Origin of the sequence: Sphingomonas sp. NFX23 (assembly GCF_049887795.1) — a bacterium.
Classification (GTDB): domain Bacteria; phylum Pseudomonadota; class Alphaproteobacteria; order Sphingomonadales; family Sphingomonadaceae; genus Sphingomonas.
Genome location: NZ_JAGEKH010000004.1, coordinates 337520 through 361384, shown reverse-complemented (window position 1 = coordinate 361384; position 23865 = coordinate 337520). Strand labels below are relative to the sequence as shown.

19 protein-coding genes and 2 riboswitches are annotated in these 23865 nt (G+C 67.6%); of the genes, 17 read left to right on the top strand and 2 right to left on the bottom strand.

Annotated features, from left to right (window positions below):
• The first annotated feature begins 14 nt into the window (after positions 1-14).
• The gene (locus J4O76_RS12585; RefSeq protein ID WP_426282160.1) at positions 15-1634 is read left to right on the top strand and encodes a choline dehydrogenase; all 1620 of its coding nucleotides are present in this window, start codon (positions 15-17) and stop codon (positions 1632-1634) included.
• Between the two features lie 234 nt (positions 1635-1868).
• Here the strand turns inward: J4O76_RS12585 and J4O76_RS12580 are convergent, their stop codons facing one another.
• Complete coding sequence (locus J4O76_RS12580) at positions 1869-2648, bottom strand: SDR family NAD(P)-dependent oxidoreductase (protein WP_333960034.1); 780 nt, start codon at positions 2646-2648, stop codon at positions 1869-1871.
• Positions 2649-2752: 104 nt separating this feature from the next.
• Between J4O76_RS12580 and J4O76_RS12575 the strand changes: the two genes are divergently transcribed.
• The 10 genes from J4O76_RS12575 to cobJ all read left to right on the top strand — a co-directional run bounded on the left by J4O76_RS12575 (position 2753) and on the right by cobJ (position 17928).
• Positions 2753-4126, top strand: coding sequence for a cytochrome P450 (locus J4O76_RS12575; RefSeq protein ID WP_426282159.1), 1374 nt, complete (start codon positions 2753-2755; stop codon positions 4124-4126).
• Between the two features lie 39 nt (positions 4127-4165).
• A complete protein-coding gene (locus tag J4O76_RS12570; RefSeq protein WP_426282158.1) occupies positions 4166-6229 on the top strand; it encodes a prolyl oligopeptidase family serine peptidase in 2064 nt (687 codons plus the stop codon).
• Positions 6226-8334 carry a S9 family peptidase gene (locus J4O76_RS12565; RefSeq protein ID WP_426282157.1) on the top strand — a complete coding sequence of 703 codons (2109 nt, stop codon included), beginning with the start codon at positions 6226-6228 and terminating at the stop codon, positions 8332-8334. Before J4O76_RS12570 ends, J4O76_RS12565 begins: the two co-directional genes overlap by 4 nt.
• A 61-nt stretch (positions 8335-8395) precedes the next feature.
• Positions 8396-8610, top strand: a riboswitch (cobalamin riboswitch).
• Between the two features lie 182 nt (positions 8611-8792).
• Positions 8793-9842 (top strand): HoxN/HupN/NixA family nickel/cobalt transporter, encoded by a 1050-nt coding sequence (locus tag J4O76_RS12560; protein WP_426282156.1) that lies wholly within the window; start codon positions 8793-8795, stop codon positions 9840-9842.
• A gap of 233 nt (positions 9843-10075) precedes the next feature.
• Positions 10076-10286: riboswitch (cobalamin riboswitch) on the top strand.
• Positions 10287-10387: 101 nt separating this feature from the next.
• Entirely contained in the window at positions 10388-11425 is a 1038-nt protein-coding gene (gene cobW, locus J4O76_RS12555) for a cobalamin biosynthesis protein CobW (protein ID WP_426282155.1), read from the top strand.
• A gap of 8 nt (positions 11426-11433) precedes the next feature.
• Positions 11434-14679, top strand: a complete 3246-nt coding sequence (gene cobN, locus J4O76_RS12550; protein ID WP_426282153.1) for a cobaltochelatase subunit CobN — start codon at positions 11434-11436, stop codon at positions 14677-14679.
• Positions 14676-15818, top strand: a complete 1143-nt coding sequence (cobG, locus tag J4O76_RS12545) for a precorrin-3B synthase (RefSeq protein WP_426282152.1) — start codon at positions 14676-14678, stop codon at positions 15816-15818. The genes cobN and cobG overlap by 4 nt, the downstream gene beginning before the upstream one ends.
• Positions 15819-16448 (top strand): precorrin-8X methylmutase, encoded by a 630-nt coding sequence (locus J4O76_RS12540; protein ID WP_426282150.1) that lies wholly within the window; start codon positions 15819-15821, stop codon positions 16446-16448.
• On the top strand, positions 16445-17182 hold the full coding sequence (gene cobI, locus J4O76_RS12535) for a precorrin-2 C(20)-methyltransferase (RefSeq protein ID WP_426282149.1): 738 nt from the start codon (positions 16445-16447) through the stop codon (positions 17180-17182). Before J4O76_RS12540 ends, cobI begins: the two co-directional genes overlap by 4 nt.
• Positions 17179-17928, top strand: a complete 750-nt coding sequence (cobJ, locus tag J4O76_RS12530) for a precorrin-3B C(17)-methyltransferase (protein ID WP_426282148.1) — start codon at positions 17179-17181, stop codon at positions 17926-17928. The genes cobI and cobJ overlap by 4 nt, the downstream gene beginning before the upstream one ends.
• Here cobJ and J4O76_RS12525 read toward each other — a convergent pair.
• Positions 17904-18653 (bottom strand): cobalt-precorrin-6A reductase, encoded by a 750-nt coding sequence (locus J4O76_RS12525; RefSeq protein ID WP_426282147.1) that lies wholly within the window; start codon positions 18651-18653, stop codon positions 17904-17906. The genes cobJ and J4O76_RS12525 overlap by 25 nt on opposite strands.
• Here J4O76_RS12525 and cbiE point away from each other — a divergent pair.
• Genes cbiE through cobF form a run of 6 tightly spaced genes read left to right on the top strand, consistent with a single transcriptional unit; the run spans position 18652 to position 23779 of the window.
• Positions 18652-19851 (top strand): precorrin-6y C5,15-methyltransferase (decarboxylating) subunit CbiE, encoded by a 1200-nt coding sequence (cbiE, locus tag J4O76_RS12520; RefSeq protein WP_426282146.1) that lies wholly within the window; start codon positions 18652-18654, stop codon positions 19849-19851. The two genes, J4O76_RS12525 and cbiE, sit on opposite strands and share 2 nt — an antisense overlap.
• On the top strand, positions 19833-20210 hold the full coding sequence (locus tag J4O76_RS12515) for a cobalamin biosynthesis protein (RefSeq protein ID WP_426282145.1): 378 nt from the start codon (positions 19833-19835) through the stop codon (positions 20208-20210). Before cbiE ends, J4O76_RS12515 begins: the two co-directional genes overlap by 19 nt.
• Positions 20207-20992 carry a precorrin-4 C(11)-methyltransferase gene (cobM, locus tag J4O76_RS12510; RefSeq protein WP_426282143.1) on the top strand — a complete coding sequence of 262 codons (786 nt, stop codon included), beginning with the start codon at positions 20207-20209 and terminating at the stop codon, positions 20990-20992. The genes J4O76_RS12515 and cobM overlap by 4 nt, the downstream gene beginning before the upstream one ends.
• Positions 20989-22296 carry a cobyrinate a,c-diamide synthase gene (locus J4O76_RS12505; RefSeq protein WP_426282142.1) on the top strand — a complete coding sequence of 436 codons (1308 nt, stop codon included), beginning with the start codon at positions 20989-20991 and terminating at the stop codon, positions 22294-22296. Before cobM ends, J4O76_RS12505 begins: the two co-directional genes overlap by 4 nt.
• A complete protein-coding gene (cobA, locus tag J4O76_RS12500; RefSeq protein ID WP_426282141.1) occupies positions 22293-23021 on the top strand; it encodes a uroporphyrinogen-III C-methyltransferase in 729 nt (242 codons plus the stop codon). Before J4O76_RS12505 ends, cobA begins: the two co-directional genes overlap by 4 nt.
• A complete protein-coding gene (gene cobF, locus J4O76_RS12495; protein WP_426282140.1) occupies positions 23018-23779 on the top strand; it encodes a precorrin-6A synthase (deacetylating) in 762 nt (253 codons plus the stop codon). Before cobA ends, cobF begins: the two co-directional genes overlap by 4 nt.
• Positions 23780-23865 lie beyond the last annotated feature (86 nt).

Genomic DNA, 23865 nt, shown 5'->3' with positions numbered 1-23865 from the left:
AAGAGGATGCGGGCATGCAGACGTATGACTACGTAATTATCGGCGCGGGCTCGGCCGGCTGTGTGCTCGCCGCGCGATTGACCGAGGACCCTGATGTGAGCGTGCTGCTGCTCGAGGCGGGCGGTCGCAACGACGGCGTGCTGGTGCGAATGCCCGCCGGCGTCGGCGAACTCATCAAGAGCAAGAATGCGAGCAACTGGGGCTTCTCGACCGAGCCCGAGCCGCATCTCGACGATCGCCGGCTGTGGTGGCCGCGCGGCAAGGGGTTGGGCGGGAGCTCGTCGATCAACGGCATGATCTACACGCGGGGCCATCCGCAGGATTACGACGAGTGGCGGCAGATGGGCTTGCCCGGTTGGTCGTTCGACGACGTGCTGCCGTATTTCAAGCGGCTCGAAGGGCATCATCGCGGCGCGTGCGACCTGCACGGCGGCGGCGGGCCGCTGACGATCTCGGGCGGCGAGTCCGACAGCCCGTTCTACGACGCGCTGGTCGAAGCGGGGCGGCAGGCGGGCTATCCGGTGACTGAAGATTTCAACGGCGCTAGCCAGGAAGGGTTCGGGCGCTACGACCTGACGGTCGCGGACGGGAAGCGCTGGAGCACCGCGGCGGCGTATCTGCGGCCGGTACTGTCGCGGCGAAACCTGACCTGCGTCACGGGCGCGCGGACGACGCGGATCCGGATCGACAAGGGACGTGCGACCGGTGTCGATTACGTGCTCGACAAGGGTGCGCGCGCGGAGAGCGTGACGGCGACGCGCGAGGTTCTGCTGTGCGCGGGGGCGGTGCAGTCGCCGCATATCCTCCAGCTATCGGGGATCGGCGATCCAGATCGGCTGACCGCGGCGGGAGTGGGCGTGGTGCACGCGCTGCCCGGTGTCGGCGAGAATTTGCAGGACCATCTCGACGTCGTGATGAACTGGAAATCGCGCGGGCTGCGGACCGGGTACGCGATGACCAAGGGCGTGGGGATGATCGGGGTCGGGCTCAATTACCTGCTGCGCGGCAAGGGGGCGGGGCGGCAGCAGTTCCTCGAGGCAGGCGCGTTCGTGTCTTCGCGCGAGGGGCTGTCGCGGCCCGACGTGCAGATCCACGCGGTGCTCGCGATCATGCAGGATCACGGCAAGGTCAAGGCGACCGAGGACGGCTTCACGCTGCACCTTTGCCAGTTGCGGCCAGAGAGCCGCGGGCGGATCGGGTTGCGCTCGGCCGATCCGTTCGCGGATCCGGTGATTGCTGCGAACTATCTCGCGACCGCGGAGGATCGGCGAGTGATGCGCGCGTGCGTCGGGATCGGGCGCGACGTGGCACGCCAAGCGGCGCTCGACCCTTACCGTGCGGGGGAATTGTCGCCGGGCGAGGATGTCCAGACCGATGACGAGATCGATGCGTGGGTAAGGCGGACCGCGGAGACGATCTACCATCCGGTGGGGACGTGCAAGATGGGGACCGCAGACGACACGATGGCGGTGGTCGATGCGAGCTTGGCGGTGCGGGGGTTGCAAGGACTGCGGGTGGTCGACGCATCGGTGATGCCGACGCTGATCGGGTCCAACACCAACGCTCCGACGATCATGATCGCGGAGAAGGCGGCGGACATGATCAAGGGGCGGCAACTGGCAAGGGCGGCTTGAGGGCGGTCGGTATTTGCATCCTCCCCCGCCAGGGGGAGGTGGCACCGGAGGTGACGGAGGGGGAGGACACGGAACAGGCGTTTCCTTTCCTCCCCTCCGTCTGGCAAGAGCCAGCCACCTCCCCCTTGCGGGGGAGGATGCGTCTCCTCGTATCCCGCATCCAACCATCCTCACCAACTGCCGTACCCGATGTCTCGGGCCGGGTGGGAAAGGTGAAGACAGCTCTTTAAACCATCACCGCGGCGCCATCCGGATCGCGCCGTCCAGACGCACGTCTTCCCCATTGAAATACCCGCATTCGATCATCGTCAGCGCCAGCGCCGCAAACTCCTCCGGCCGGCCGAGCCTCTTCGGAAACGGCACAGAAGCCGCCAGCGCATCGCGCACCTGCTGCGGCGCGGCCGCCAGCAACGGCGTGTCGAAGATCCCCGGCAGGATCGTGTTCACCCGGATCCCCTCGCTCATCAGGTCGCGCGCGATCGGCAGGGTCATGCCGACCACGCCGGCCTTCGACGCCGAATACGCGGCTTGCCCCATCTGGCCGTCCTCCGCCGCAGCACTCGCGGTGTTGACGATCGCCCCACGCTCGCCGTCCTCGCCCGGCTCCAGCGTCAGCATCCCCGCCGCCGACTTCGCGAGACAACGGAACGTGCCGACGAGGTTGATCTGGATGATCCGATCGAACGCATCGAGCGGAAAATGCTTGATCGAGCCATCCTGCTTCGACCGCCCCGCCGTCTTCGCCGCGTTGCCGGTGCCTGCACAATTGACCAGGATCCGTTCCTGGCCATGCGCCGCGCGCGCCGCCGCGAACCCCGCATCGACACTGTCGTCAGACGTGACATCGACCTTGCAGAACACCCCGCCGATCTCGTCCGCGAGCGCTTCGCCCTTGTCCGCCTGGAGGTCGAAGATCGCCACCTTCACCCCCTTGGCGGCCAGTGCACGCGCCGTGGCGGCGCCCAGGCCCGACGCGCCTCCGGTCACGACGGCAGCAGTGTTTGCGAGGTCCATGCATCTCTCCTGTCAAAGCCCCGAGGTCCGCGCCCCGGTTGCAGAACATTAGTTATGCCGGTATTCGAGGCTTGCCAAGCCGGCATGTCGCTGAGGATCCGACGATGAGCCACGCCATGTTGCAGAACGCCAGCCCGCATTGGCTTCCGCGCCAGCCAAAGGGTGCGCTCGATCATATTCCGGGCAGCAATGGCCTGCCGTTTGTCGGCAACACCTTCAAATTGCTGGCCGATCCGATCGCGTTTAGCGAGGGTATGGCCGCACGATACGGCCCGATCTATCGCAATCGCGCACTCGGCGGCACCGGCGTGAACTTGCTCGGACCCGACGCGAACGAACTGGTGCTGTTCGATCGCGACAAGATCTTCTCGTCCGAACAGGGCTGGGGCCCGCTCCTCAACATGCTGTTCCCGCGCGGCCTGATGCTGATGGATTTCGACAAGCATCGCGCCGACCGGAAGGCGTTGTCGGTTGCGTTCAAGCCCGAGCCGATGCGGCATTATGCGACTGAGCTAGATGCCGGGATCGAGGCCGCGATCGGCGGCTGGGCCGGACAGACCTTGCGCTTCTACGACGTGGTGAAGAAGCTCACGCTCGATCTCGCCGCGACCAGCTTCCTCGGCGTGCCGCTCGGCGCGGAGGCGGACCGGATCAACCAGGCGTTCGTCGACGAGGTGCAGGCGAGCGTCTCGCCGATCCGCAAACCCTGGCCCGGTACGCAGATGCGCAAGGGCGTGAAGGCGCGCGCGTATCTGGTCGACTTTTTCGAGCGCGAGATTCCCGCGCGCCGGACCGGAAACGGCCAGGATTTCTTCTCGCAGTTCTGCCGCGCGACCGATGACGACGGCGCGCCGCTGACCGCGCTGGCGATCGCCGACCACATGAACTTCCTGATGATGGCGGCGCACGACACGATCACGTCCTCCGCGACCAGCCTGGTGATGCTGCTCGCGCGCAACCCGGATTGGCAGGAGCGGCTACGCGAAGAGGTCGTCGCGCTCGACCCGGATGTGCCGCTGACCGAGCAACTCGATCGCCTGATCCTCACCGAATACGCGTTCAAGGAATCGCTGCGGATGATGCCGCCGGTCCCGTCGATCCCGCGGCGTGCGCTCAAGGATTTCAGCTTCGGCGGGTTCGATATCCCGGCGGGCACGAGCGTCAACACTGCCATCACCTATACGCACCGGATGGCGGAGCACTGGCCCGATCCCGACAAGTTCGACCCGCTCCGCTTCACGCCCGAAGCGTCGAAGGGCCGCCACCGGTTCGCCTGGGTCCCGTTCGGCGGCGGCGCACACATGTGCATCGGCTTGCACTTCGCGACGATGCAGATGCGACTGCTGATCGCGCACCTGCTCACGCGCTACCGGATCGAGGCGGCAGCGGACAGCGGCGACGCGTGGCAGGTCTTCCCGATCCCGCGCCCGAAGGATGGTTTGCCGGTGACGTTCGTACCGCTTGCCACCCCGCAATAGTGTGTCATCCTCGCGCGGTTCATTCGAAGGAGCCGTTCGTTGCGCTTGACCCTTGCTCTCCTCCTGCTCGCGGCGACGCCGGCCTTTGCCCAGCAACAACCGGCCGCACCAATACCCGACGGCCCGACGCGCAGCTTCACCGGCAGCGACCTGTTCGGCCTGACGATCGCGGCCGACCCGCAGATCAGCCCGGACGGCAAGACGATCGTCTATGTCCGCCGCACCGGCGACGTGATGACCGACAAGATGCAGTCCTCGCTCTGGCTGATCGACGTCGCGAGCGGTCGCCAGACACCGTTCGCGACCGACGGCAGCAGCCCGCGCTGGTCGCCCGATGGTATGCGCATCGCCTATGCCGCGCGCGACGGCGAGGGATCGCAGCTGTTCGTCCGCTGGATCGGCGGCACGCAGAGTGCACGGGTCACGAGCTTCCCCGGCGACCCGCAGGCGCTCGCCTGGTCGCCGGACGGGACCAGGCTCGCCTACATCGCGACGGTAGCAGGCGAGGGGACCAAGCTCGGCACGCAGCCGCCCAAGCCCGAGGGCGCGAAATGGGCCGAGCCGCTGACGATCATCGACCGGGTCAACTACCGCAACGACGGGCCGGGCTATGTGAAGCCGGGCTACGACCATCTCTTCGTGGTCGGTGCCGACGGCGGAGCGGCTCGGCAGCTCACATACGGCAAGTTCGACGATGGCGGCCCGCTGTCATGGACGCCCGACGGCCGCAGAATCGTCTTCGCCGCGATCCGTGGCCCCGCCGCCAACCGCCAGGTGATGAACTCCGACGTGATCGCGGTCGATGCGATGAGCGGCACGATGCGGATGTTGACCACGCGCGACGGCCCCGATGCGCAGCCGCGCGTATCGCCAGACGGCAGCAAGATCGCGTGGCTCGGTTTCGACGACAAGCGCCGCAGCTACGAGAACACGCAGCTCTATGTCGGCGACCGCGACGCCGCCTCGCCGCGCTCGCTCACCGCCACGCTCGACCGGGCGATCGAGGACGCGGTGTGGTCCGCCGACGGTCGCAGCCTGTACGCGAGCTACGACGATCACGGCCAGCGCCGCGTCGCGCGCGTCGGGATCGATGGCCGCGTCACGCCGCTGATCGACAACGTCGCGGGCGGCGGGCTCGACCGGCCGTATACCGGCGGCGAGTTCTCGGTCTCGATGGGCGGCACGATCGCCTATACCGGCGGCGATGCGAGCACGCCTGCCGACGTCTGGGTGCTGGCGGGCGGGAAGCCGCGCCGCCTAACGACGCTCAACGCGGTGCTGACCGGATCGAAGGCGCTCGCACAGGTCCGGAAGATCGCGGTGACCGCGCCCGATGGTCGCCCGATCGACGCATGGCTCGCGACCCCGCCGAGCCGTGTCGCCGGTCAACGCGTACCGCTGATCCTCGAAATCCACGGCGGTCCGAACGCCGCGTACGGCCCCGGTTTCGCCACCGACATGCAGCTGTACGCCGCCGCCGGGTACGCCGTGCTCTGGACCAACCCGCGCGGCTCGACCTCCTATGGGGCCGAATTCGCCAACCTGATCGACAAGACCTACCCCGCCGCCGATTACGACGACCTGATCGCCTCGGTCGACGCGGCGATCAAGGACGGCACCGCCGACCCGGACAATCTGTTCGTGACCGGCGGATCGGGCGGCGGGCTGCTGACCGCGTGGATCGTCGGCAAGACTGACCGGTTCAAGGCCGCTGCGACGCAGAAGCCGGTAATCAACTGGATCAGCGAGGCGCTGACGATGGACAACACGCTGTTCACCTCGCGCTACTGGTTCACCAAGCTGCCGTGGGAAGATCCGATGAGCTATTGGAACCGCTCGCCGCTCAGCCTGGTCGGCAACGTCAAGACGCCGACGCTGGTCGTGGTCGGCGGCGACGATTACCGGACGCCGGTCAGCGAATCCGAGCAATATTACGCGGCGCTTCAGATCCGCGGCGTGCCGACCGCGCTCGTGAAGGTGCCGGGCGCGAGCCACGGTGGCCTCGCCGCTCGCCCGTCGCAATCCGCGGCGAAAGCGTCGGCGATCATCGCCTGGTTCGATCGATACCGGAAGCCCGCAGTCGCGACCGGAGCAGCACAGTGACGGCGCGGTACATGATGCTCGCCGGCGTCGCGCTGGTCTCGACCGCGGCGGTTGCGCAGGTCCAGCCGCCGCGCGTCGCGAAGAAGCCGTTCCAGGTGACGTCGCCCAACGGTGCGCGCGAGGACGATTACTTCTGGCTGCGCGACGACACGCGGAAGAATCCCGAGATGCTCGCCTATCTCGCCGCCGAGAACGCCTATGCCGACGCGCAACTCGCGTCGCTGAAGCCGCTCCAGGCCAAGCTGTACGAAGAGACCGTCTCGCACATCAAGCAGGACGACAGCTCGGTGCCGTATCCGAAGAACGGCTATTATTACGGCTCGCGGTTCCAGACCGGCGCGGATTACCCGATCCTCGAACGCCGCAAGGGCAGCCGTACCGCGCCCGCCGAAACGCTGTTCGACGAGCCGGCGATGGCGAAGGGCCACAGCTTCTTCGCGCTGAGCGACTGGGCAGTGAGCCCCGACAACCGCCGCGTCGCCTGGGCCGAAGACACCGTCGGCCGTCGCCAGTATGTCCTCAAGGTAAAGGACCTAGCGACCGGCGCGACGATCGCCGACACGCTCTCGAACATCGAGCCGAACGTGGTCTGGGCGGACGACAACAAGACCGTGCTGTACGTCGAGAAAGACCCGGTCACGCTACGCGGCTACCGCGTGAAGGCGCATGTCCTCGGCACGCCCGTCGCCAGCGACCGGTTGCTGTACGAGGAGAAGGACGACACCTATTCGATGGGCGTCGCGCGCACCGCCGACGACAAGTTCGTCTGCATCGGCGTGAGCAGCACGGTCAGCGACGAGCAGCGCTGCGCCCCCGCCGCCGCCCCGACCAGCTTCACGATCGTCGCACCGCGTGCGCGCGAGTTCCGCTACAGCGCGGATCACATTGGCAACCGCTGGATCATCCGCACCAACAAGGCAGCGAAGAACTACAAGCTGGTGACCGTCGCCGACGCCGATCTGGCCAAAGGCACGGCGGCGTGGCGCGACCTGACGCCAGCCAGCGACACCGTCTTCATCGAAGGCTTCAAACCGTTCGACGGCTTCGTCGCGATCGACCAGCGCGAAGGCGGCAATCGCATGATCCGCGTGCTGAACGACGCGGGCAAGTCGACGCCCGTGACCGCCGACGAGCCCGCCTATCGCATGTCGTTCGACGTCAACGAGGAGACCGCGACGCCGTGGGTCCGCTACACCTATGGTTCGCTCGTGACGCCGACCACGACCTACGAGGTCAACGCGAAAACCGGCGAGCGTCGCGTGCTGAAGGTCGCACCGGTGCCAGGCTACGACCCTGCGAAATACGTCACCGAACGCGTCTGGGCGCCGGCGCGTGACGGCACGCGGATCCCCGTGTCGCTGGTATACGCCAAGGGAACCAAGCGAGACGGCACCGCGCCGCTCTTCCAATACGCCTATGGCAGCTATGGGATATCCAGCGACCCGGCAGTCGACCCCGGTCGCATCGGCCTGCTCGATCGCGGCGTGATCTACGCGATCGCGCATATCCGCGGCGGGCAGGAGATGGGGCGCGGCTGGTATGACGACGGGCATCTGCTCAACAAGAAGAACAGCTTCACCGACTTCATCGACGTCACCCGCTATCTCGTCGCACAGAAATACGCCGCCAAGGACCGCGTCGCGGCGATGGGCGGCAGCGCGGGCGGGCTGCTGATGGGCGGTGTCGCGAACATGGCGCCAGCCGACTATAAGCTGATCATCGCGCAGGTGCCGTTCGTCGACGTGGTGACGACGATGCTCGACGCGTCGATCCCGCTGACGACGTTCGAGTATGACGAATGGGGCAACCCCGCGCAGAAGGCGTCGTACGACTATATGCTGAGCTATTCGCCGTACGACAACGTCAAGGCGAAGGCGTATCCGGCGCTCTATGTCGGCACCGGACTGTGGGACAGCCAGGTGCAATATTACGAGCCGACCAAATGGGTCGCTAAGCTCCGCGAACTGAAGACCGACAAGAACCCGCTGCTGTTCCGCGTCAACATGGAGGCAGGGCATGGCGGCAAGTCCGGGCGGTTCGAACGCTATCGGCAAAATTCGGAATGGCAGGCGTTCATGCTGCAACAGCTTGGTGTCGCGAAGTAGCGCGACCGTTGGCACGCGACCCGAAGCAGGGTACCGAACACGCGGGACGCGGCTTCCAGCCGTTTCCCGTGATCGCGTCGGTGCCCGGAAGGGCTTGATTGGGAATGCGGTGCGGACGGTTCGCCGTCCCATGCCGCGGCTGTCCCTGCAACTGTAAGCGGCGAGCGAGACGCACGAGCCCTTTTCGCGAGGGCAGCCACTGGGTGAAAACCTGGGAAGGCGTGCATCGAGCAGCGACCCGCGAGCCAGGAGACCTGCCGGCGTCTGGTCGCTCTTGTCCCGGTCCAGGGGGTGGCCGAGGCACGGTGAACGCCGCCTGCGTGACACTGGCTGAGCGACGACCATGTGGCGGGGGCCGCATCGGTGTCGTGCGTCGGCCGCTCATGGCGTCCGGTCGTCGCATGGCCCGGCCGTTTTCGGCAGGCCCCGGTCCTCGTCGGACGCTGCGGGGTTTGTGCATGACGACTTTGACGATGGAACGACCGACGCGGGTTTCGACCCGAAAGCGCATCGGTTGGATGTTCGCAGGCCTGGTCGCGGCCAACATCGCCGCGTGGTGCTGGGCGTTCTCGCTGTTCCACGCGCAACCGCTGATGCTGGGCACGGCGCTGCTCGCCTGGGGCCTCGGCCTGCGCCACGCGGTCGACGCAGACCACATTGCGGCGATCGACAATGTGACGCGCAAGCTGATGCAGGACGGCCAGCGCCCGATCGCGGTCGGCTTCTGGTTCGCGATCGGCCATTCGGGGATCGTGCTCATCGCGGCGGTCGCGATCGCACTGACCGCCAATGCGCTGTCGCAGTTCGAGGCATTCAAGCAGGTAGGCGGGGTGGTCGCGACCGTCATCTCCGCTGTGTTCCTGTTCACGATCGCCGCGATGAACCTGATCATCCTCCGCTCGGTCTGGCGCACCTTCGGCCATGTCCGCGGCGGCGGCACCTATGTCGAGGAGGACCTCGACCTCCTCCTCGGCAACCGCGGCCTGCTCGCACGTCTGTTCCGCCCGATGTTCCGGCTGGTCACGCGGAGCTGGCACATGGCGCCGCTCGGCTTCCTGTTCGGACTCGGTTTCGACACGGCGACGGAGGTCGCGATCCTTGGCCTCTCAGCGAGCCAGGCCGCCGACGGTCTCTCGATCGGTGTCGTCCTAGTCCTCCCCGTGCTGTTCGCGACCGGCATGGCGCTGGTCGACACCGCGGACGGCGTCGTTATGCTTGGTGCCTATGAATGGGCGTTCGTGAAGCCGATCCGTAAGCTCTACTACAACATAACCATCACCTTGATCTCCGCGATCGTCGCGATCGCAATCGGCGGGATCGAGACGCTCGCGCTGCTCGGATCGAAGCTCGGCTTCACCGGCGGCATATGGGACGTTGCAACGGCACTCGGCGAGAACTTCAATGGCCTCGGCTTTGCGATCATCGGCCTGTTCGTGCTCTGCTGGGTGCTGAGCTTCGCAATCTACCGCTGGAAACGCTTCGACGAGATCGAAGTCGTGCACGGATAAGCTAGCTCCTCTGTTCCCCAAGCTCGACGCGCTCTCGATCCTCCCCCGCCAGGGGGAGGTGGCGCGAAGCGACGGAGGGGGAGGACGACGATCACGTTTGTTCCGTGTCCTCCCCCTCCGTCTGGCAAGTGCCAGCCACCTCCCCCTCGCGGGGGAGCATCGAAAACTACCGATATGCGAATTGGCAGTCCCGCCAAACTGCTCTAACCCACCCCCGAGGCTCGGTTTCACCGAACCTCACAGATCGCGCCGGTGCCCTTCGGGGCTTGAATGGGAATGCGGTGCGGGAGTTCCTCCCAATGCCGCGGCTGTCCCTGCAACTGTAAGCGGTGAGCGAGACGCACACGCCCTTCACGAGAAGGGCAGCCACTGGGGAAACCTGGGAAGGCGTACGTCGAGCCTCGACCCGCGAGCCAGGAGACCTGCCAGCGCATATGGTCGCTCTTGCTACGATCCAGGGGATGGTCGCGGCACGGTACTCCGTCTGAGCGACGAACGCGTGCGGCCCTATGGTCGTGCGTGCGTGTGCTCGCAGGAGAATACCAATGCCCGATCTTTCAAAGGTCCCCGTCACCATCGTCACCGGCTTTCTCGGAGCCGGCAAGACCACGCTCATCAGCCACCTGATCCGCAACGCGAACGGCCGCCGTCTCGCCGTCGTCGTCAACGAATTCGGCACGCTCGGTATCGACGGCGACATCCTCAAGGGCTGTGCGATCCCCGATTGCCCGGCGGAGAACGTGATCGAGCTGGCGAACGGCTGCATCTGCTGCACGGTGGCGGATGATTTCATCCCGACCGTGGAGGCGCTCCTCGCGCTCGACCCGCGCCCCGATCACATCCTGATCGAGACCTCCGGCCTCGCGCTGCCCAAGCCGCTGCTCAAGGCGTTCGACTGGCCAGCGATCCGCTCGCGCATCACCGTCGACGGCGTCATCGCGCTCGCCGATGCCGAAGCAGTCGCCGCCGGTCGCTTCGCGCCAGATGTCGCTGCGCTCGACGCCCAACGCGCCGCCGACCCCAGCGTCGATCACGAGACGCCCTTGTCTGAGGTATTCGAGGACCAGCTCGCCTGCGCCGATATCGTGCTGCTGACCAAGGTCGATCTCGCCGGCCCCAAAGGCGTCGCCAAGGCACGCGCGGTGATCGCCGCCGAATCCGCACGGCCGCTCCCGGTGATCGACCTGACCGACGGTATCATCGATCCGCGCGTGATCCTGGGCCTTAACGCCGCCGCCGAGGACGATATCGCCAGCCGCCCGTCGCATCACGACGGCGAGGACGATCACGAGCATGACGATTTCGACAGCGTCGTCGTCGAGCTTGGCGAGATCGCCGACCCCGCCGACCTGACCGCGAAGATCGAGGCGCTCGCCCGCAGCGCCGACATCCTCCGCGTAAAGGGGTACGCCGCCGTCACCGGCAAGCCGATGCGCCTGCTCGTCCAGGCGGTCGGCGCGCGCGTCCGTACGCAGTACGATCGCCCATGGCGCGCCGGCGAACCGCGCCGCACGCAATTGGTGGTCATCGCCGAGCACGACCGGATCGACGAGGCCCGCATCAAGGCCGCGCTGGACGGCTGAGGCGCACGATGCACGTCGTCTTCCGCGAGACCCACGGGCTGGAGGAAAGCGCGGTCCCGCAGGACCTCGCCCAATCCCCCGCGGACCTCGTCGTCCTGTCCTTCTCCGACGGTGACCTCGGCGCGTTCGCCGCGGGCTGGAAACGTGCGGATGCGGCCGGTAGCCGATTGCCCTCGCTACGCCTCGCGAACCTGACCGCGCTCCAGCACCCGCTCTCGGTCGACACCTACATCGAACAGACGTTGGCGGGCGCGAAGGGCATCCTGATCCGGCTGATCGGCGGGCGCTCCTACTGGAGTTACGGCCTGCAACAGGTCGAAAACCTCGCGCGCGAGAACGGCATCGCGCTAGCCGTCCTCGCCGCAGACGGCCGCATCGACACACGCCTCGACGCCGCATCGACGATCCCGCTCTCGACGCTCCGCCGCCTGGCCCATCTCTGCGACACCGGCGGCGCAGTCGCAGCGCAGGCTGCCTTAGCTCAGTTCGCGCTCGCATCAGGCTGCTACGCTGGCCCCGTCACCGGCGTCCGCGCGATCGCGGACGTTGGCGGCTGGCAACCGCACGACGGCGTTACCTGTCCGGCCGCGTTCGATTTGAACGCGACACGCCCCCGCATCCTGATCGTCTTCTACCGCTCGTACCTGACCGCCGCCGACCTTCACCCGATCGAAGCGCTTCACGCTGAGCTAACCGCGCGAGGGTTCGACGTCATCGGCCTCTTCGCACCCTCGCTGAAAGCTCCCGACGCAGCCGGCTGGCTGAGCCGCTGGGTCACGGCGCTCACGCCGGCGGCGATCGTCAACGCCACGGCCTTCTCCGCACGAGGCGCCACCGACGCCACGCCTCTCGACGGCGCGGACGTCCCAGTATTCCAGATCGCGCTAGCCACCTCCGACCGCGCCGCCTGGGCCGGCGCCACCCGAGGCCTGTCGCCCGCCGACCTGGCGATGCACGTCGTCCTCCCCGAGGTGGACGGCCGCCTCTTCGCCGGCGTCGCCAGCTTCAAGGAAGCCGCCGCGCGAGACGGCGACCTGGAATACACCCGCCGCGAACACCGCGCCGACCCAGCACGAATCGCCGCCATCGCCGCGCGCATCGAAGCGTGGACAAACCTCGCCAGCAAACCCGTCGCCGACCACCGCATCGCGATCATCCTCTCGACCTACCCCGGCAAGGCATACCAGATGGCGCACGCCGTCGGCCTCGACGCACTCGCCTCCACGCAAGCGATCCTCGAAGACCTCACCGAGGCCGGCTACGCGATCACGCCCGACGCAACTGATCTCGCTACCTCACGCATCCACTGGCCGCTCGCGCAGTACCGCAAAGCCCTCGCGCATCTCCCCGAAGCGCTCCGCGACGACCTCCATGAAACCTGGGGCGAACCCACCGAAGACTTCGCCTTCACAGCGATCGACCGGGGCGGGGCGCTCGTCGCCCTCCAACCCGAACGCGGCCGCACAGAGCAACGCGCGGAGGAATATCACGACCTCTCGCGCTGCCCCTGCCATGCCTATGTCGCCTTCTACCTCTGGCTTCACGCACGAGGCACCGATGCGCTGGTGCATGTCGGGGCGCATGGCACGCTCGAATGGCTCCCCGGCAAGTCGGTCGCGCTGTCCGACGCCTGCTGGCCCGAGGCGCTGACCGGTGCAATGCCCGTCATCTACCCGTTCATCGTCAACGATCCCGGCGAAGCGGCCCAAGCCAAGCGTCGCATTGGCGCGGTCACGCTCGGCCACGTCCCGCCGCCGCTCGAACGCACGCGCACCGGCGCCGGCCTTGGTCGCCTCGAAGCGCTGCTTGACGAATTCTCCAACGCCGACGGACTCGATCCAGCCCGCCGCGACCGCCTGCAACGGGACATCCGCGACGAAGCCACCGCCACCGGCCTCGCCGCGACGCTGGGCCTTGACGACGCACAGTCCCAAGCCGAAGCGATCACCCGCATCGACACGTTCGTCTGCGACGTGAAGGAAAGCCAATTTGGCGACGGCCTCCACATCTACGGCCGCGGCGAGCAAGGCGATGCCGAACGCGCCGGTCTCCTGTCGGCGCTCCATGGCAAGCGCGTCGCGTCCGGCCCGTCCGGCTCGCCGTGGCGAGGCCGCGCCGACGTCCTCCCGACCGGCCGCAACCTCTACACGACCGACCCGCGCGCGGTCCCGTCTCGCGCTGCCCATACCCAAGGCGTGAAGCTCGCCGACGAACTCGTCCGACGCCATTTGCAGGACCACGGCGACTACCCGCGCAACCTCGTCGTCGACCTCTGGGCCTCGGCGACGATGCGCACCGCGGGCGAGGAGTTCGCGATGGCACTCCACCTGCTCGGCGCGGAACCGGTATGGGACATGCAATCCGACCGCGTGACGGGCGTCGAGATCCTCCCGCTCGCCAACTTCGACCGGCCCCGCATCGACGTCACCCTGCGCGTATCCGGCCTGTTCCGCGACGCCTTCCCGACGCTCTGCACGATGTTCGGCCAGACGGTTCGAGCCTTAGGCGCACGCGACGAACCGGCCGATTGGAACCCGTTCGTCGGCAAGCCAGTCACCGCGCGCGTCTACGGCCCCGAACCCGGCCGCTACGGCCTGAGCATGGGCGATGCCGCCGAGACCTACACGCCGGAAGCGCGCCTGACCGCCGGCCAAGCGTGGCTCTCCGCCTCCAGCCACGCGCTCGACGCCGATGTGGAAGGGGGCCAGGACACGTTCGACCCCGCCGGCATCCGCGACCGCGTCGCCGCCGCCGACGCCTTCGTCCACGTCCAGGACCTCCCCGAAACCGACCTTCTCCTCGCCGCGGATTACGCCGCACACGAAGCCGGCTTTGCCGCCGCGCAATCGGTCGCAGGGGGCGGCGCCACGCTCTACCATCTCGACGCACGCGATCCGAACAAGGCCAAGGCCCGCCCGCTAAACGAGGAGATCGCCCGCGTCGTCCACGCCCGCGCGGCAAATCCGGCCTGGGTCGACGGCATGATGCGCCACGGCTTCCGCGGCGGTGCGGAGATCGCCGCGACGCTCGACCATCTCGGCGCCTTCGCGCATCTCGCCAGCGCAGTCCGTCCCGAACTGATCGACCTCTATTACGACGCGACGCTGGGCCGCGACGACGTCCACGCCTTCCTTGCCGAAGCCAACCCCGGCGCACTCGCGGCGATGCAGGCGCGTTTTGCCGCGCTCCACGCAGCCGACCTGTGGCCGACCCGCCGCAATTCGATCCTCGCGAGCCTGGACCTGCCGGCATGAGCGCATTTGTCAAAGGCTGGTGCCCCAACGCATGGCGCCCGATGATGGCCGGCGACGGCCTGCTGGTCCGAATCCGCCCACCGCTCGGTCGCGTGACGCGCGAGCAAACACTCAGCCTGTGCGACGCGGCGGCGACGCACGGCAACGGCCTGATCGACTGTACCAGCCGCGCGAACCTCCAGATCCGCGGCGTCCGCGAGGATAGCTGGCGTCCATTGATCGACACACTACTCGATCTCGGCCTCATCGATCCCGATCCGATCCGGGAAGCGCGCGCGAACATTCTCGTCGCACCGGAATGGCGAATAGGTGACGACACCCACCGCATCGCCGAACACTTGCGCGCGCGCCTGGCGGACTTGCCCGAACTTCCCGGCAAGGTCGGCTTCGCGATCGACGCCGGCGTAGCGCCGGTGTTGCAAGACGCCCCCGCCGACTTCCGTATCGAGCGCGCTGAGTCTGGAGCGCTTATCCTGCGCGCGGACGGCGGGACCTTTGGCACGCCGGTATCGCCCGGCACCGAAGCCGACCGGTTGATCGCACTCGCGCACTGGTTCGTCGACAGCGGCGGCACCGCCAGCGGCCGCATGGTACGCCACAGCGCCACACTTCCGGATTGGGCAGCCCCAACAACCCCTCCAGCCGCAAGCGCGCCACCACTTCGCATCGGAAAGCATTCCCTCGGACTCGCGCTAGGCCTCCCATTCGGTCGGATCACAGCGCGCGCGCTGGCACGCTACGTCGACACCGAGCAAGCAATTCAAGCGATCCGCATTACCCCTTGGCATATCGCAATCTGCGAAGCCGACGCGGCGCTTCGCGTTGAGCCCGACCCAATCGACTTCATCACCGACTCCGCCTCGCCAACGCTTCATGTCGACGCCTGCGTCGGCGCGCCAGCCTGTCCGCAGGGCAGTGTCGAGACGCGCGCGCTCGCCCTACGCCTCGCCCCTCACGTCACCGGCCGCCTCCACGTCTCCGGCTGCGCCAAGGGATGCGCCCGCGCCGCCCCCGCCGACGTCACGCTCACCGGTCGCGAAGGCCGCTACGACCTCTCCTTCGACGCGCGCGCCGGCGCACCACCCTCCCGCGCAGGCCTCGACGCCGCGCAAATCCTCGCCCATTTCGGAGCCGCCTGAATGCCGTACGCCTATGAAACCGACGGCGCGGCGATCTACCGCCAGTCCTTCGCGATGATCCGCGCGGAGGCCGATCTCGCGCGGTTCTCGCCAGAGGAAGAGCCCGTCGCCGTCCGCATGATCCACGCCGCCGGGCTCGTCGGCCTAGCCGAGCACATCCGCTTCACGCCAACGTTCGCCAGCGAAGCCCGGCGCGCGCTGCAAGCCGGCGCCCCGATCCTGTGCGACGCCCGCATGGTCACCGAAGGCATCACGAAGGCCAGATTGCCCGCCGACAACCGCATCGTCTGCACGCTTCATGCCGCCGAAACGCCCGAACTCGCGCGGACGATGGGCAATACCAGATCCGCCGCCGCGCTCGAACTTTGGCGCCCACATCTCGCCGGCGCCGTCGTCGCGATCGGGAATGCGCCGACCGCGTTGTTCCACCTGCTCAACATGCTCGAAGACCCCGACTGCCCGCGTCCCGCGGCGATCATCGGCTGCCCGGTCGGCTTCGTCGGCGCGGTCGAATCCAAGGCGGCGCTATGGGCCGATCAGCCCGTGCCTTGCGTCGTCGTCGAGGGTCGGATGGGCGGCAGCGCGATCACCGTCGCCGCGATCAACGCGCTAGCGAGCGGCACCGAATGATACCGTTGCGAACTGGGGGCACGATCCACGGCGTCGGCTTGGGCCCCGGCGCGCAGGACCTGATGAGCGTTCGGTCGGACCGCCTCGTCCGCGACGCGCGCCACATCGCCTATTTCCGCAAGGCCGGTCGCCCCGGCCAGGCGCGAAAGATCGTCGAGGGCATGCTCCGCGACGACGTGATCGAGTTCCCGATGGAATACCCCGTCACCACCGAGATCCCGGTCTCGGACCCCCGCTACAACGACCAGCTCTGCGCCTTCTACGCCACCTGTATCGAGCACCTCGCCGCCCTGACGCGCACCGGCGAAGACGTGGTCGTGCTCTGCGAAGGCGACCCGTTCTTCTACGGCTCGTTCATGCACCTCTACACGCGCCTCCAGACGATCGCGCCCGTGCAGGTCGTCCCCGGCATCACCGGCATGTCCGGCGCATGGACCGCCAGCGGCGCGCCGATAACCTGGGGCGACGACGTCCTGACGGTCCTGATGGGCACGCTCCCCGAAGACGATCTCGTCCGCCGCATCCGCGACACCGACGCGTTGGTGGTGATGAAGATCGGCCGCCACCTCGCCAAGCTCCGCCGCGCCGTCGCCGCTGCGGGGCGCGAGACCGAAGCATGGCTGGTGGAGTACGCAGCGATGGCCGATCAGCGCGTGACGCGACTATGCGACGCGGAGGCGATCACGCCGTATTTCTCGATCCTGCTGATCCACGGCCAAGGACGCCGTCCGTGACCGGCTGGCTGGCGATCGCAGGCCTGGGCCCCGGCAACGACGCACTCGTAACCCCGGAGGTCACCGCCGCGCTCGCCGAAGCGACCGACGTCATCGGCTACATCCCCTATGTCGCGCGCATCGCCCCTCGCGAAGGCCTGACGCTCCATCCGACCGACAACCGCGTCGAACTCGACCGTGCCACGCACGCGCTACAACTCGCGGCGAAAGGCCACCGCGTCGTGGTGGTCTCGTCCGGCGACCCCGGCGTGTTCGCAATGGCGGCCGCGGTGTTCGAGGCGCTCGAAGCCGGTCCGCTAGAATGGCGAGACCTCTATATCCGTGTTCTTCCTGGCATCACCGCCATGCTCGCCGCGAGCGCACGAGCCGGCGCGCCGCTCGGCCATGATTTCTGCGCGATCAACCTGTCGGACAATCTGAAACCCTGGGCCGCGATCGAACGCCGCGTGCGCCTCGCCGCCGAAGCCGACTTCGCGATCGCCTTCTACAATCCGCGATCGAAAGCCCGCCCCGACGCACTGATCCGCATCTTCGAGCTCCTTCGCGAAACCTGCCAGGACGACCGCCCAGTGCTGTTCGCGCGCGCCGTCACCACCCCCGAAGAAACCCTCCGCATCGTGCCCCTGACCGAAGCTCGCGCGGACATGGCGGACATGCGGACGATGATCATCATCGGCTCCAGCCTTACGCGCGTTATCGAGCGCCCGGTGGGACCGATCCTCTACACCCCCCGGTCGGCGCCATGATCGAGCCAGCGCATCACATCCGCGACCGCGTGCACCTCGCGTCGAGCGGGCAGGGCAGGCCGATCGATCATGATCACCGTGAGCCCAAGCGCGCGCGCCGCATGCAGTTTGGCCGACGCCCCCGTGCCGCCGGCATTCTTGCAGACCACGACTTCGATGCGGCGCGACGCCATCAACCGTCGATCGCCCTCGACATCGAACGGCCCACGGTCGACCACGAGATGATGACGCGGCAACCCCGGCGGCTGGTCGGGCACATCGACGAACCGCAGCAGATAGTCGTGCTGCGGTTGCTCCGCGAACGCGTCGACATGCATCCGCCCGAGCGCCAGCATGACGCGCCGCGACGGCCCGCCCAGCGCCGCAACAGCAGCGTCGATATCGGCCACGCGCGTCCATCGATCGCCAGCGACCGGCAACCAAGCCGGCCGCGTCAGTGCAATATGCGCGACACCGGCGCGCTCCGCCGCGATGACCGCGTTCGCGCTCATCCGGGCCGCGAACGGGTGCGTCGCGTCTACCATATGCGTCACGCCCTCCTCGCGCAGATACGCGACCAGCCCGTCGACGCCGCCAAACCCGCCGATGCGCACCGGGATCGGTTGCGCTTTCGGTTCGGCAACGCGTCCGGCATAGCTGAGCACCGCATCGTCGCCGCGCGAGGCCAGCGCCGCGGCGAGCGCGCTGGCCTCGGTCGTGCCGCCCAGCACCAGGATGTTCGACATGGCTGACACTCCCTGGCTGACGATCATCGGTATAGGCGAAGACGGCGTGGATGGCCTGTCCGCTGCGGCGCAGGCCGCATTGGCACAAGCCGAGCTGGTGACCGGCGCCACCCGCCACCTCGCGTTGCTCCCGGACCTTAAGAGCGCGGTCGAACCCTGGCCAGTCCCGTTCGGCGACGGTGTCACTCGGCTGCTCGCGCACCGTGGCAAGCGCGTCGCGATGCTCGTATCCGGCGATCCGTTCTGGTTCGGCGCGGCTACGTCGATCACGCGTCACCTCGATCCCGGCGAATGGGTAGCGCACCCCGCGCCCTCGACATTTGGTCTCGCCGCCTCCCGCCTCGGCTGGCCAATCGAGGAAACCAGCTGCCTGGGTCTCCACGCCGCACCTTTTACCCGCCTCCGCCGGCACATAGTCCCGGATTGTCGCGCGATCGTGCTGGTCCGCGACGGCGCAGCGGTTGCCGAATTGGCACGGTATCTCTCCGACCTCGGCTTCGGGCAATCGCGCCTGCACATTCTCGAAGCGCTCGGCGGCCCCCGCGAGCGTGTTCGCGACATCGCGGCAGCCGACCTCGATGATGACGACATCGTGCATCCCGTCGCGGTTGGGATCGTCTTCGCGGGGCAGGGCAAGGTTCTGCCTTACGCGTCCGGCCTGCCGGACACATGGTTCGATCATGACGGCCAGCTTACCAAACGCCCGGTTCGCGCGCTGACGCTGTCCGCGCTCGCCCCAAGGCCCGGCGAGACGCTGTGGGACATCGGCGCGGGCTCTGGCTCGATCGGCATCGAGTGGTTGCTCGCTCATCCGTCGACGCATGCCACCGCATTCGAAGCCGACCCCCTCCGCGCCGGCCGAGCCGAGAATAACGCCGCAGCCCTGGGCGTCGATCGACTACGTGTAATCCGGGGTCGTGCACCGGAGGCTCTCGAAGGTCACGCCGCACCGAATGCTGTCTTCGTCGGCGGTGGGCTCTCCGAAGCCTTGCTCGAAACATTGTGGGCCAAGCTGCCGATTGGCGCACGCCTGGTCGCAAACGCAGTGACGCTCGAATCCGAGGCGTTGTTGTCGCGCTGGCATGGATTGAAGGGCGGCATCCTGCTGCGCCTCGAACTGTCGGAAGCCACCCCGCTCGGCACACGACGCGGCTGGCGCGCGAGCTACCCGGTCGTCCAATGGAGCGTCACGCTGTGATCGTCGCCGGCTTCGGGTTCCGCGCGGATGCCACGCTGGCATCGCTGCAAGATGCGCTTGCCAGCGCGCAGCACGGCCAGGCGCAAGTCACGCGGCTTGCCACTCCTCGCGACAAGGCTCCGCTGGTCGAACGGCTTGCCGAAGCGCTGGATCTGCTCCTGGTCGCTATCGACCCAGATGCGCTACGCGCTGCACAAACGGCCACGAAGTCGGCTTTTAGCCTGAAGATACGCCAGACTGGCAGCGTCGCCGAAGCTTGCGCACTCGCTGCGGCAGGACCCGGCGCGCGGTTGCTGACACCGCGCCACATTTCCCACGACCGCATGGCGACGTGCGCCATCGCAGAAGGATCCGCATGACCGTCCACTTCATCGGCGCAGGCCCAGGCGCGCCCGACCTGCTTACACTCCGCGGGCGCGACCGGATCGCCGGATCGCCCGTATGTCTCTACGCGGGCTCGCTTATTCCTGCGGCGATGCTCGATCATTGTCCGCCCGGCGTACGCATCGTCAACACCGCGCCCTTGTCGCTCGACGAGATCATCGCCGAGATCCAGACGGCGCACGACGCCGGCCAAGACGTCGCCCGGCTCCACTCCGGCGACCTGTCGATCTGGTCGGCGATGGGCGAACAACTCCGCCGTCTCCGCGCGCTCAACATCACGTTCACGATCACCCCCGGCGTACCAGCCTTCGCCGCCGCCGCCGCCGCGCTAGAGGTTGAACTGACGCTTCCCGAACTCGCGCAGTCGGTAGTGCTGACTCGCACGTCTGGCCGCGCCAGCACGATGCCGCCCGCCGAAACCTTGACCGCGTTCGCTGCGACCGGCGCGACGCTCGCAATTCATCTCTCGGTCCACAATCTCGCGCAGGTGATCGCCGACCTAACGCCGTCCTACGGCTCGGAATGCCCCGTCGCGATCGTCTGGCGCGCGAGTTGGCCCGACCAGCAGATCGCGCGCGCTACGCTCGCCACTATCGCCGACGCCGTAGCGGGCAAACCCGATCGCACCGCGCTGATCCTAGTCGGCCGAGCGCTCGCAGCGCAGGATTTTGCGGAAAGCAGCCTTTATGCAACAGGCTACGACCGGCGTTTTCGGCCACAATCGGCGGACTCGAAGTTCGCGGGAGACGACGCATGACGCCCGGCCTGATGGTCGCCGCGCCCGCATCGGGCACCGGCAAGACCACCGTCATGCTCGGCCTCCTCCGCGCGCTCCGCGACGACGGCCTTGCGGTCCAGCCATTCAAGAGCGGCCCCGACTATATCGACCCCGCCTTCCACCGCGCCGCGAGCGGCCGCGCGTCGTTCAACCTCGACAGTTGGTCGATGCCTGCGGCGATGCTCGACACCCTTGCCGCCAAAGCCGACGATGCGGACTTCGCGCTTGCGGAGGGCTCGATGGGCCTGTTCGACGGCGTTGCGAAGCCGGGCGCTACCGGCAACGGGGCCAGTGCCGACATCGCGCGCAGGATGGGCTGGCCGGTCGTGCTGGTGATCGACGTCTCGGGACAGGCGCAGTCCGCCGCCGCCATCGCGATCGGCTTCAGCCGCTATGATCCGAGCGTGCGGATTGCCGGTGCGATCCTCAACCGCGTCGCCAGCCCCCGCCACGAACGCCTCGCGCGCAGCGGGATGGACGCGGTCGGCATCCGCGTGTTCGGAGCATTGCCACGGCGCGGCGACCTGAAGCTCCCCGAACGCCATCTCGGGTTGGTACAAGCGGTTGAGCATCCCGATCTCGATGCGCGGATCGCCGAATATGCCGAATTCCTGCGCGCGCATGTCGATATCCCCGCGCTCCATGACACGGCGGCTGCCAGCGCGAGACCGGCAAGCGTGCCGAGTTGGATACGCCCCCCGGCACAGCGAATCGCACTCGCACAGGACGCCGCCTTCTCGTTCACCTACGCACACGTGCTCGAAGGCTGGCGTCGGGCCGGCGCTGAAATCCTGCCTTTCTCGCCGCTAGCCGACGAGGCCCCCGCCGTGGACGCCGACCTCGTCTGGCTCCCCGGCGGCTATCCCGAACTCCACGTGGGCAAGCTCGCCGAAGCGCACCGGTTCCATGCAGGCCTGACCGAGTTCGCGAAGACCCGCCCGGTCCACGGCGAGTGCGGCGGCTACATGGCGCTGGGTGAGGCGCTGATCGACGCGGACGGCGTGCGCTACCGGATGGCGGGGCTGCTCGGTTTGGTTACCAGCTATGCCCAGCGGAAGATGCACCTCGGGTATCGCCGCGCGACATTGCTTGCGTCGATGGGCGGGGTCGCGGCCGGCGCTGCGCTGACCGGCCACGAATTCCATTACTCCACGATCATCGACCAGCCGGACGCTCCACTCGCGCACGTCACCGATGCCGACGGCAATGCCGTTCCCGAAACCGGCTCGTATCGCGGCCACGTATCCGGCAGTTTCTTCCACATGATCGCCGCTACGCCATGACCGGTTTCGTATCGTTCGTCGGCTCGGGGCCCGGCGATCCCGAATTGCTGACGCTGAAGGCGGTGTCTCGGTTGCAAACTGCAGACGCGGTCCTGTTCGACGATCTGTCTTCAGCCGTTCTGGGCCATGCGCGCCCCGGCGCCGCCCTGATCGCGGTAGGGAAGCGCGCCGGTCGTCCGTCGCCAAGCCAGTTGCATGTATCGCAGTTATTGGTCGAATACGCCCGAACCGGCATCCGCGTCGTCCGCCTGAAGTCCGGCGACCCGGGCATGTTCGGTCGCCTGGAGGAGGAGATCGTCGCGCTGAGAACAGCGGGCATAACGTTCGAGATCATCCCCGGCATCAGCGCCGCCAGCGCGGCCGCTGCCGCCGCGCAGATCCCGCTCACGCGCCGGCTCAGCGCGCGCCGTGTCCAGTTCGTCACCGGCCACGACGTCACCGGCGACCTTCCCGAACAACGCAACATGGCCGCGCTCGCCGATCCCGAGGCGACGACGGTGGTGTTCATGCCCAAGCGCACGTTTCCCGCGCTGGCGGCATCGCTGATCGAGCACGGGCTTTCCCCGGATACGCAGGCGCTGATCGCCGAGAATGTCGGCCATCCCGACCAGTCCCTGGCGCGCTCGACGATGGCGGAACTGGCCGCGCAGTTGGAGGCAGGATTTTCCAGCAAACCCGCGCTGATCCTCTACGGTCCGCTGATGGATTCCGAGGCTGGGGAGTGATCGACCTCCACCTGATCGGCATCGGCACCGGCAACCCCGATCACCTCACGCGCGCCGCGATCGCCGCGATGAACGCCGCCGACCTGATCCTCCTCCCACGCAAAGGCGATGCGAAGTCCGACCTGATCGACCTGCGCCGCACCATCTGTGCAGACGTCCTGACCGGTGCGACCCGCGTCGTGGAATTCGATCTGCCTGAACGCGATACGTCCGCCCCCTATTTGGGCGCGGTCGAACAATGGCACGACGCGATCGCGGCCGTCTGGAGGGGCAAGATTGCGCAACACCTGCCCGACGGGGGCCGCCTTGCGTTGCTCGTATGGGGAGACCCTTCGCTCTACGACAGCACGCTCCGCATCGCAGATCGACTACGCGCGGACGGTCTGGCGATGACCGTGACGGTCGAACCCGGGGTCACTAGTCTCCAGGCGCTGACCGCAGCGCACGCAATACCGTTGAATATGGTCGGCGCGCCTGTTCTTATCACGACGGGACGCAGATTGAGGGCAGGGGGGTGGCCGGCGGGCGTCGATACGATCGCGGTCATGCTCGACGGGGATTGCGCGTTCCAGACGCTGGACGCACCCGGTATCGAGATATCGTGGGGCGCGTATCTGGGAATGGCGCACCAGGCGCTGGTCGCCGGCGCCCTGGCCGAGGTCGCCATTGAGATCATCGAGGCTCGTGCCAGCCTCCGCGAGCGGCATGGCTGGATCATGGACATCTATCTTCTGCGCCGCGCCGTTCCGGTCGCCTAACTCAGGTTACCCTGAACCTTCGATTGCTATCACGTTCAGGGAACATCCGGATGGTGCGGCGTAAGCGCCGCGCAGCGAACACGTTC